Source organism: Klebsiella sp. 4_1_44FAA, from assembly GCF_000238715.1.
GTDB lineage: Bacteria > Pseudomonadota > Gammaproteobacteria > Enterobacterales > Enterobacteriaceae > Klebsiella > Klebsiella pneumoniae.
Genome location: NZ_JH414798.1, coordinates 151,309 through 160,741, shown reverse-complemented (window position 1 = coordinate 160,741; position 9,433 = coordinate 151,309). Strand labels below are relative to the sequence as shown.

Sequence of the window (9,433 nt, the reverse complement as noted above, 5' to 3'; positions counted from 1 at the left end):
ATAGCTGAAGACCGGCGCCAAACAGCAGCGCGAACAGGGTGAGAAACTTCACCTGCGCCAGCAGGTCGAGGAGCGCCCAGGTCCAGGCATCGCTAAGGGACGCGCTTCCTGACCAGGCGGGATTGAGATAAGCGGCCTTCGGCAAGCCGAAGGCGCTGATATTGAGAAGCAGGATACCGAGGATGGCGACGCCGCGGACAAAGTCCAGCGTGACATTTCTCTCCATGCACCCTGCTCCGTTTTAGTTGTGGTGACGTACTGCGCGCAGGAATTCCTGGCGGGTATTCTGGCTGGATTTAAACAGGCCGCCGAGAGAGGTGGTGGTGGTGGCGCTGGTCGCGTCGCGAATGCCGCGCGCCTTCACGCAATAATGCACCGCGTCAATGGATACCGCCACGTTGTTGGTGCCGAGCAGCGTCTGCAGCGCGATCAGGATCTGCTGCGTCAGACGCTCCTGGACCTGCGGACGTTGGGCGAAAAACTGCACGATGCGGTTGATTTTCGACAGGCCGATCACCGAATCTTTCGGGATATAGGCTACCGTCGCTTTACCATCGATGGTAACGAAATGGTGTTCGCAGGTGCTGGTCAGGGTGATATCGCGCACGGTGACCATTTCATCGACCTTCATTTTGTTTTCAATGACGGTGATTTTCGGGAAGCGAGAATAATCCAGCCCGGAGAAGATCTCATCGACATACATTTTGGCGATGCGATGCGGGGTCTCCATCAGACTGTCATCACTCAGATCCAGATTCAGCAGTTGCATAATCTCGGTCATATGACCGGTAATCAAACGCTTGCGTGTTTCGTTATCAATTTCTTGTACTGGCGCACGCATCGGCGTCTCCAGCCCACGAGCGACCAGCGCTTCATGAACGAGGACGGCTTCTTTACTCAGTGATGACATTTATGTTTCTCCTGCAGGTGTGGCGCTCTTTGCTTTTTCTGGGGGCAAAGTTTGTATTCATTGTGCGTGAGGTGGCGCACAGAATCCAGTAGCCGTAACGATAATTATTGAAATTGGCGCTGCCTTTTATTAGGGAGCGAAGCCATGCCTCAGGCGCAACGCCAAATCCTTATCGCCGTATCCGGAATGTTCCAACCGCTGTACGCATTCATAAGCGCCGTCGCTACACCGGCATGTTGGCTATAAGTTGCATTAATGATGCAGTAAGTTCTCAAAAGGAGAAAGTGAAAGTTGCTCACCGGCTAATGAAATATCTGTATTATGAACGTTTACGCGCACATCCCTTCCGAGGAGCCTTGCATGGAACTGCTTGAAGAGCATCGCTGTTTTGACGGCCAGCAACAACGCTGGCGTCATCACTCCCCTGTCCTGAACTGCGCCATGACGTTCAGCATTTTTTTACCGCCTGAGCGCGAAACGCCGCCGCCGGTGCTGTACTGGCTGTCGGGGCTGACCTGTAACGATGAGAACTTTACCACCAAGGCGGGCGCCCAGCGCATTGCCGCCGAGCTGGGCATCGCGCTGGTGATGCCGGATACCAGCCCGCGCGGTGACGAGGCGGCCAACGTCGACGGTTACGATCTCGGACAAGGCGCCGGCTTCTACCTGAACGCCACCGAGGCGCCCTGGGCGGCGCACTACCGAATGTACGATTACCTGCGTGACGAACTGCCCGCGCTTATTCGTAGCGAGTTTAGCGTCGGCGAACGCTGCGCCGTCAGCGGCCACTCGATGGGCGGCCACGGCGCGCTCATCATGGCGCTCAAAAATCCCGGCCGCTACGCCAGCGTCTCCGCCTTCGCGCCGATAGTCAATCCCTCCCAGGTCCCGTGGGGCAAGAAAGCGTTTACCGCCTATCTCGGCGCGGATGAATCGGCATGGCACTCCTGGGACAGCTGCGCGCTGATGCAGGCCAGCCGGCCGGAGGACGCCGTGCCGACGCTTATCGATCAGGGCGACAACGATCCATTCCTTGCCGGACAGTTGCAGCCGGCGGTACTGGCGGAGGTCGCGCGGCAGAAGGCCTGGCCGTTAACGCTGCGCATCCAGCCCGGTTACGACCACAGCTATTACTTTATTGCCTCGTTTATTGAAGACCATCTGCGCTTCCATGCGCAGCATCTCTTTGGCTAAACGCCAATGCGCCGCGAAGCTGCTTCGCGGCGCATGTTCAGGCCTACAGGACGCGTTTTAGCGCCGGCAATCAGAAGCGATAATCCACCGCCATAAAGTAGCGACGGCCTTCTTCGGTATAGCTGTAGTCGTCCCGGCTCAGATCTTTATCACCCACGTTCTGCACCCCGGAGCGCAGTTTCACGTTTTTGGTCACCTGCCATGCCGCGCCAACGTCAAACAGGGTGTAGCCGCCCGGCGTTTTGCCGGTGGCGCTCACCGCGCGCTGCTGGCCGGTATAGTTGGCCGTCACGTAGAAGGACCAGTCGTCCAGCGGTTTCCAGTCGAGCGTGCCGTTGGCGGTATGGAACGGCAGCGTCTGCAGCGGTTTGTCGCCGCCATTGCTCAGATCGCGACCATCGTTGTAGGTGTCGTTCACCGTCAGCTTCCACTCATCGCCAAACGGGATCTTCACCTCCGTCTCCACCCCTTTGATGCGGGCTTTGTTGACGTTGAAATAGCGGAAGATCGGCACGCGCTTGCCGTTGACGGTTTTCCAGCCGACAAAGTTCGGGTAGCCCGGCGCTTCGCTGGCGCTGGAAGTGCGCAGAACGTCGATCATGTCGTCGACATTATTCTGGAAGGTGGTGATGCTGCCTTCGACATTTTCAAGCCAGCCCTCTTCCCCGCGGTAGTAGAGACCGAGCTCGAAGCTTTCGCTGGTTTCCGGTTTCAGATCCGGGTTACCGACGATGCTGCACGAGCCGCGGCAGGAGTTGGTGGTCCAGTCGGGGTTAAGCTGCAGCAGCGACGGGGCTTTAAACGCCGTCGCCCAGCCGCCTTTGACGGTGACGGTATCGGTGGCGTTATACACCAGATAGGCGCGCGGGCTCCAGTGATCGCCATAGGTCTGATGGTCGTCCATACGAATGCCGGTGGTCAGCGCCAGCGGCTCGATGATGCGCCATTCGTCTTCGATAAACAGGGCGTACTGGCTAGCCGACGTTGACTGGCCGCCGCTGCTCAGGTTGACCGGATCTTTCAGTTTGTCGTGGCGCCATTCGCCGCCGAAGGTCACCAGCTGGTTAATCATGCCCAGCGGCAGGACATACTTGCCGTCGATGGCATTGCTTTCCGAGGTAATAGTCCCGCTCTGCCCTGGATTTTTGTTATCCACCTTTTCGCCGTAGAACTTGAGCTCGCTGTTGCCGATATCCCAGCGGCCGTTATGGCTCAGAGAGTAGTTCTCCCGCTCAAGGCGGTTGCGGTCAAGGGAATCGGAATCGCGATCCTGACGGTCAAAGCCGTAGCCTGCGGTAAAATCGTGGTTTTCGTTCGGCGTCCAGGCGAATTCAACATTGCCATCGCGGCTGGTGAAGCCCTCGATGCGCGGCGTCTCGCCGGTGGCATTACTGGATGACTGCGGATCGTCCTTGGCGCGTTTTGCCAGGCTGCCGTAGGCCTTCATTCCAAGTACGCCGTCGATCAGCGGGCCGCTGGTGAAGAACTGGCCGTTATAGGTATCCCCGCGATCGCGGTGCTCCTGAATAGTGGTATCAGCACTCAGCGTCCCGGTCCATTTCTGGCCGATTTTTTTGGTAATAATGTTGACCACCCCACCGAGCGCATCGGAGCCGTAAAGGGAGGACATCGGGCCGCGCACCACTTCGATACGCTCAATAGCATCCACCGGGATCCAGTTAAGGTCGAAGTCATTGTGGCGGAAGACGGCGTTCCGCGAGTTAACGCGCTTGCCGTCGACCAGGATCAGGGTATAGCTGCTGCTCAGACCGCGGATGCTAACGCCCTTGCGGTTATCCCCTTCGTTGGTGAGCTGGACCCCAGGCACATCGCGCAGCACGTCTTTCAGGTTCTGAACAGGCTTGCGTTGTAAATCCTGTTGGGTGATGACGCTGATGCTCGCCGGCGCGTCTTTGACATTCTGTTCAGTGGCCGAGGCGGTCACCACCAGCGTTTCTTCATTCACATCGGCCAGAGCCGGAAACGCCAACGATACGACGGACGCAGACAATCCCGCCCGGATAAAAGGGTTTAACCTGAACATTCCAAATCTCCATGAGGTGTACAACCAAACAAACAACAAGGTGCTGCTCACACGCGCTGGCGGCTTGCCGCTCTGTCGGCGGCATGCTCGCGCTGTTTTCTCGTCGATGTGGCTGGTCGCCCGGTGTCAGTCTGTACAAGCGGCAGAGACGGGGAGTGGCTTCATCCGTAATGGGCGAAAATGATAAAGATAATGATTACGATTATCAATATAATTATGAAGAATTGTGACAAGCTGTAACCGCACAAACATAAAAAAAGCCCTCTGTTCAGAGGGCTTCCGGGTGATGACAAATCTGTCTTCGTTATTGTGCTCACATGTCTGCCGGGTGGCGGCTTCCGCCTTACCAGGCCTACGAAACATCGCAATATCAATCAGTTACGCGGTTATCTGTAGGCCCGCGCAAGCGCAGCGCAGCCGGGCAATCCCTGAAGATTGCACTTTGCCAGCAATATAAAGCCCTCTTCACAGAGGGCTTTTATCGCACAATCGCGAAGATTAACGCTTAAAGCGGTCCGGGAAGGTCATTTCGCTGTAGCGAACAAAGCGGGTGCCTTTCGCCAGCTTGTAACCAAACCAGATGACGAGGAACAGCGGAATACCGATGTAGGTCGCCGCCACGCCGCCCCAGTCAATGGTGTCCTTGAGGAACGCTTCGTAGTTCTGTCCGAGGGTGATGATCAGGCACAGCACGAAGGCGAAGATCGGCCCCAGCGGGAAGAACCCGGAACGATACGGCAGATTATTAATATCGTTACCCTGCAGGACGTAGCCGCGACGGAAACGATAGTGGCTGATCGCAATACCCAGCCAGGCGATAAAGCCCGTCATCCCGGAGGTGTTCAGCAGCCACAGGTACACCGTCTGGTTGCCAAACATGGAAGTCAGGAAGCACAGCGCCGCGATCACGGTGGTCGCGTACAGCGCGTTACGCGGCACGCCGCCACGCGACAGCTTCGAGAAAATACGCGGCGCTTTACCGTCGCAGGCCAGGGTGTACAGCATACGCGTGGAGGCGTACATCCCGGAGTTACCCGCCGACAGCACGGCAGTCAGGATAACGGCGTTCATGATTGCCGCCGCCGACAGCAAACCAGCATGCTGGAACACCAGGGTGAACGGGCTGACGGAGATATCCTTCACATCGTTGCGCAGCAGACTCGGATCGGTATACGGAATGATCAGGCTGATAATCAGGATCGCGAAGACGTAAAACAGCAGGATACGCCAGAAGACCTGGCGCACCGCGCGCGGAATGTTCTTCTCCGGATTTTCAGATTCACCGGCAGCGATGCCGATAAGCTCGGTGCCCTGGAACGAGAAGCCGACAATCATCGCCACGCCAATCATCGCCGAGAAACCGCCGGCGAACGGCGCATCCGCGATCCCCCAGTTGCTCCAGCCGGCTGGCTGCGCCCCTTTGAAGATGCCGACAATCATCATCACGCCGACGATGATAAAGATAATGACGGTGGCTACCTTTATCAGCGAGAACCAGTATTCCGCCTCGCCAAAGCCGCGCACCGAGATCCAGTTCAGCAGGAACATGATGCCGAGGAACAAGGCGCTCCAGATCCAGCCCGGAGTGTCGGGGAACCAGTAGCTCATCACCAGCTGTGAGGCCACGAGGTCAACGGCGATCGTCACCGCCCAGTTGTACCAGTAGTTCCAGCCCAGCGCGAAGCCGAAGCCTTCTTCAACATAATTCTGCCCGTAGGTGGCGAAGGAACCGGATACCGGCATAAACGCCGCCAGCTCGCCGAGGCTGGTCATCAGGAAATAGACCATCAAACCGATCAGAATATAAGACAGCAGCGCCCCGCCGGGACCTGCTTGCGAAATGGTTGCGCCAGAGGCAACAAAAAGACCCGTACCGATGGAACCGCCGATGGCGATCATGGTCAAGTGGCGCGCCTTCAGTTCACGACGTAGCGTGGGCGCTTCTGTGGTTTTAGTTTCCGAAACCATGTGATAATGCTATCCATCCAAAAAATGAGGCGCGATTGTAGCAGACGATCGGGGTTCCATCCGGTACAAATGCAAAGTTATAAGAGAGCTTCATGATCGCCCGCAAATTATTAGTAAAGCACTAACCTGCGGAATTGCCAGCGAATTCCCCCCGTAATCAGGCGATAAAACCGGGCTGCTACACCTGGCAATAGTGCAGAAAACGTTGTAATGCTTTAGAAATATGCTTCTGCCGGTGATGGATCCGCCACAGCGTGCGCGTCAGCCGGGGCAATGGCACTTTCAGCTCCGCCAGCGTGCCCGAGGCAAGCTGTTCGGCAATCACCCGCCGCGATAGACAGCTGATGCCCAGGCCATGCCTGACCGCGTGCTTGATCGCCTCTGAATTACCCAGCTCCATGCCCAGATGAAACGCCGGCAGATGCGACAGCAGAACGTAATCGACAATCTCCCGGGTGCCGGAGCCATGCTCGCGCAGGATCCACGGCGCCTCAGCCAGTTGCTGCAGGGTCACCTCCCCCGCCAGCAGCGGTGAGTTGGGCGCGGCAAACACCACCAGTTCATCCTCCAGCCACGGCTCGGCAATAATATCGGCGGCATGGCACGGCCCCTCAATCAGGCCGAAATCCACCCGCAGGTCGGCGACGGCGTTGATGACGTCCAGGCTGTTGCCGACGCTCAGCTCGACCGGCAGATCCGGGAAGTCATGACGATAGCGGGCAATAATCTCCGGCATAATATAGTTGCCGATGGTGCTGCTGGCGTAGACTCGGATCGCCCCGTTATCGCCGCGAAACAGCTGCTCGATCTCCAGGGCCCGCTCCAGCAGCGCCAGCGCACGCGGGTACAGCAGCCGTCCATGCTCATTCACCACCAGTCGTTTACCGACGCGGTCAAACAGCTGCACGCCGAGCTGCCCTTCCAGATCGGTCAGCGCGGCGCTGACCGCGGATTGCGAAAGCGCCAGCATCTGTGACGCCTGAGTGGTCGACCCACTCTTGTGGACTTCGGCGAACACTTCCAGCTGCCGCAGCGTAATATGCATAACCCACCCGTTTAGTAATCCAACCTGAATAACCTTCCTTACTATGGTGACACAAATCGAGGCGGCTGACGGAAGGAAAATCCGCTTATATCACAAAATCATCGTCTTGCCGGCGAGACCGCCCCGCTTCTGCCTAACCCGCTCTCGCCCCGTTGTAACCGGCGAAGCGGCCATTAACCACTTATTACGATTGATTATAAACATATAATCAATTTTATATTTAATCCCGCGCGTCGTAACCTTTAGGCAGACAAAGGAGAAGGTTATGACAGCACTCACTTTACCCACCAAACATCGTTCCCTGTGGCATTTTGTCCCAGGCCTGGCGCTGACCGCCGCTCTGACCGGCGCCGCCCTGTGGGCCGGTAGTTTCCCGGCCATCGCCGGCGCGGGCTTTAGCGCCCTGACCCTCGCTATCCTGTTCGGGATGGTCGTCGGCAACACGGTCTACCCGAAAATCTGGCAGCCCTGCGACGGCGGGGTGATCTTCGCCAAGCAGCATCTGCTGCGCCTGGGGATCATCCTCTACGGCTTTCGCCTGACGTTCGCCCAGATTGCCGACGTCGGCGTGAGCGGTATTTTGATTGACGTTCTGACGCTCTCCAGTACCTTTTTCATCGCCTGCTTCCTTGGCCAGAAAGTGTTTGGTCTCGATAAACACACCAGCTGGCTGATCGGCGCCGGCAGCAGCATCTGCGGCGCGGCGGCCGTGCTCGCCACCGAGCCGGTGGTCAAAGCCGAAGCCAGTAAAGTGACGGTTGCCGTCGCTACAGTGGTTATCTTCGGTACCATCGCCATCTTCCTCTACCCGGCGATGTACCCGCTGCTGGCGCACTGGTTTACCCCGGAGACCTACGGGATCTATATGGGCTCCACCATGCATGAAGTGGCGCAGGTTGTTGCCGCCGGCCATGCGGTCAGCCCGGACGCGGAGAACGCGGCGGTTATCGCCAAAATGCTGCGCGTCATGATGCTGGCTCCGTTCCTGCTGTTCCTGGCGGCGCGTGTTAAACAGCTGACCCCGGCAGGCAACGGCGAGAAAAGTAAAATTACCATTCCGTGGTTCGCCATTATGTTCATCCTGGTGGCGGTGTTTAACTCCTTCCATCTGCTGCCGAAAGCCGTGGTGGATATGCTGGTGACGCTGGATACCGTCCTGCTGGCGATGGCAATGGCCGCCCTCGGGGTCACCACCCACGTCAGCGCGCTGAAAAAAGCCGGGGCGAAACCGCTGCTGATGGCGCTGATGCTGTTCGTCTGGTTGATTGTCGGCGGCGGGGTCATTAACGTCGCTATCCACAGCCTGATGGCATAAAGCACTACATCTTTCTCCAGTTAAGCCGCTATCATTACCCACCCCCCAGCGGCTTTAACTGGAGTTTTTTTATGAAATACGTAGGAGCGCACGTGAGCGCCTCAGGTGGACTGGCCAATGCCGCCATTCGCGCCGCCGAAATCGAAGCAACCGCCTTCGCCCTCTTCACCAAGAACCAGCGCCAGTGGCGCGCCGCGCCGCTCAGCGACGAGACCATCGCCGAATTCAAAGCCGCCTGTGAAAAGTATCACTTTGGCCCGGGGCAGATCCTGCCGCACGACAGCTACCTGATTAACCTTGGCCACCCGGTGGAAGAAGCGCTGGAAAAATCCCGTGATGCTTTCATTGATGAAATGACCCGCTGCCAGCAGCTGGGACTGACGCTGCTCAACTTCCACCCCGGCAGCCATCTGCAGCAGATCCCGGAGGAGGAGTGCCTGGCGCGCATCGCCGAATCGATCAATATCGCGCTGGCGAAGACCGAAGGCGTTACTGCGGTGATCGAAAACACCGCTGGCCAGGGCAGCAACCTCGGCTTTAAGTTCGAGCACCTCGCGGCCATCATCGACGGCGTGGAAGATAAATCCCGCGTCGGCGTCTGCATCGATACCTGCCATGCTTTCGCCGCCGGCTACGACCTGCGCAGCGCCGAAGCCTGCGAAAAAACCTTCGCCGCCTTCGAACGCATCGTCGGTTTTCAGTATCTGCGCGGCATGCATCTCAACGATGCCAAGAGCGCCTTCGGCAGCCGGGTCGACCGTCACCACAGCCTGGGGGAAGGCAACATCGGCCACGATTGCTTCAGCTGGATCATGCAGGACAGCCGCTTCGACGGTATTCCGCTGATTCTGGAAACCATCAACCCGGATATCTGGGCGGAAGAGATTGCCTGGCTGCGGGCGCAGCAGATTGCCGAAGTGGCGTAAATAGAGACAAAAAAAGGGCCGAACAGTCGGC

7 protein-coding genes and 1 pseudogene are annotated in these 9,433 nt (G+C 57.9%); 3 read left to right on the top strand and 5 right to left on the bottom strand.

Going from position 1 to position 9,433, the window contains the following annotated elements; genetic code table 11:
• Both HMPREF1024_RS24635 and folE read right to left on the bottom strand, forming a co-directional pair.
• Nucleotides 1–226: pseudogene (locus HMPREF1024_RS24635) on the bottom strand (hypothetical protein); the annotation flags it as partial.
• Between the two features lie 15 nt (nucleotides 227–241).
• On the bottom strand, nucleotides 242–910 hold the full coding sequence (gene folE, locus HMPREF1024_RS24640) for a GTP cyclohydrolase I FolE (RefSeq protein ID WP_002912924.1): 669 nt from the start codon (nucleotides 908–910) through the stop codon (nucleotides 242–244).
• A gap of 360 nt (nucleotides 911–1,270) precedes the next feature.
• Here folE and fghA point away from each other — a divergent pair, with 360 nt between their 5' ends.
• Nucleotides 1,271–2,104: an S-formylglutathione hydrolase gene (gene fghA / locus HMPREF1024_RS24645; protein ID WP_009307410.1), complete on the top strand. Its 834-nt coding sequence runs from the start codon at nucleotides 1,271–1,273 to the stop codon at nucleotides 2,102–2,104.
• Between the two features lie 70 nt (nucleotides 2,105–2,174).
• Here the strand turns inward: fghA and cirA are convergent, their stop codons facing one another.
• The 3 genes from cirA to yieE form a co-directional block, all read right to left on the bottom strand.
• Nucleotides 2,175–4,148: a catecholate siderophore receptor CirA gene (gene cirA, locus HMPREF1024_RS24650; RefSeq protein ID WP_009307409.1), complete on the bottom strand. Its 1,974-nt coding sequence runs from the start codon at nucleotides 4,146–4,148 to the stop codon at nucleotides 2,175–2,177.
• Between the two features lie 498 nt (nucleotides 4,149–4,646).
• Nucleotides 4,647–6,116 (bottom strand): amino acid permease, encoded by a 1,470-nt coding sequence (locus tag HMPREF1024_RS24655; protein ID WP_002912929.1) that lies wholly within the window; start codon nucleotides 6,114–6,116, stop codon nucleotides 4,647–4,649.
• 178 nt (nucleotides 6,117–6,294) lie between these two features.
• A complete protein-coding gene (gene yieE / locus HMPREF1024_RS24660; RefSeq protein ID WP_002912932.1) occupies nucleotides 6,295–7,161 on the bottom strand; it encodes a DNA-binding transcriptional regulator YeiE in 867 nt (288 codons plus the stop codon).
• A 265-nt stretch (nucleotides 7,162–7,426) separates the two neighbouring features.
• On the opposite strand from yieE, the gene HMPREF1024_RS24665 reads away from it, so the two are divergent.
• The gene (locus HMPREF1024_RS24665) at nucleotides 7,427–8,476 is read left to right on the top strand and encodes a YeiH family protein (RefSeq protein ID WP_002912935.1); all 1,050 of its coding nucleotides are present in this window, start codon (nucleotides 7,427–7,429) and stop codon (nucleotides 8,474–8,476) included.
• A 71-nt stretch (nucleotides 8,477–8,547) separates the two neighbouring features.
• On the top strand, nucleotides 8,548–9,402 hold the full coding sequence (gene nfo, locus HMPREF1024_RS24670; RefSeq protein WP_002912937.1) for a deoxyribonuclease IV: 855 nt from the start codon (nucleotides 8,548–8,550) through the stop codon (nucleotides 9,400–9,402).
• Nucleotides 9,403–9,433 lie beyond the last annotated feature (31 nt).

Excerpts from the sequence above, each read along its gene's own strand:
- HMPREF1024_RS24655 (WP_002912929.1), bottom strand. The coding sequence starts at position 6,116 with ATGGTTTCGGAAACTAAAACCACAGAAGCGCCCACGCTACGTCGTGAA.
- nfo (WP_002912937.1), top strand. The coding sequence starts at position 8,548 with ATGAAATACGTAGGAGCGCACGTGAGCGCCTCAGGTGGACTGGCCAAT.
- yieE (WP_002912932.1), bottom strand. The coding sequence starts at position 7,161 with ATGCATATTACGCTGCGGCAGCTGGAAGTGTTCGCCGAAGTCCACAAG.
- fghA (WP_009307410.1), top strand. The coding sequence starts at position 1,271 with ATGGAACTGCTTGAAGAGCATCGCTGTTTTGACGGCCAGCAACAACGC.
- folE (WP_002912924.1), bottom strand. The coding sequence starts at position 910 with ATGTCATCACTGAGTAAAGAAGCCGTCCTCGTTCATGAAGCGCTGGTC.
- cirA (WP_009307409.1), bottom strand. The coding sequence starts at position 4,148 with ATGTTCAGGTTAAACCCTTTTATCCGGGCGGGATTGTCTGCGTCCGTC.
- HMPREF1024_RS24665 (WP_002912935.1), top strand. The coding sequence starts at position 7,427 with ATGACAGCACTCACTTTACCCACCAAACATCGTTCCCTGTGGCATTTT.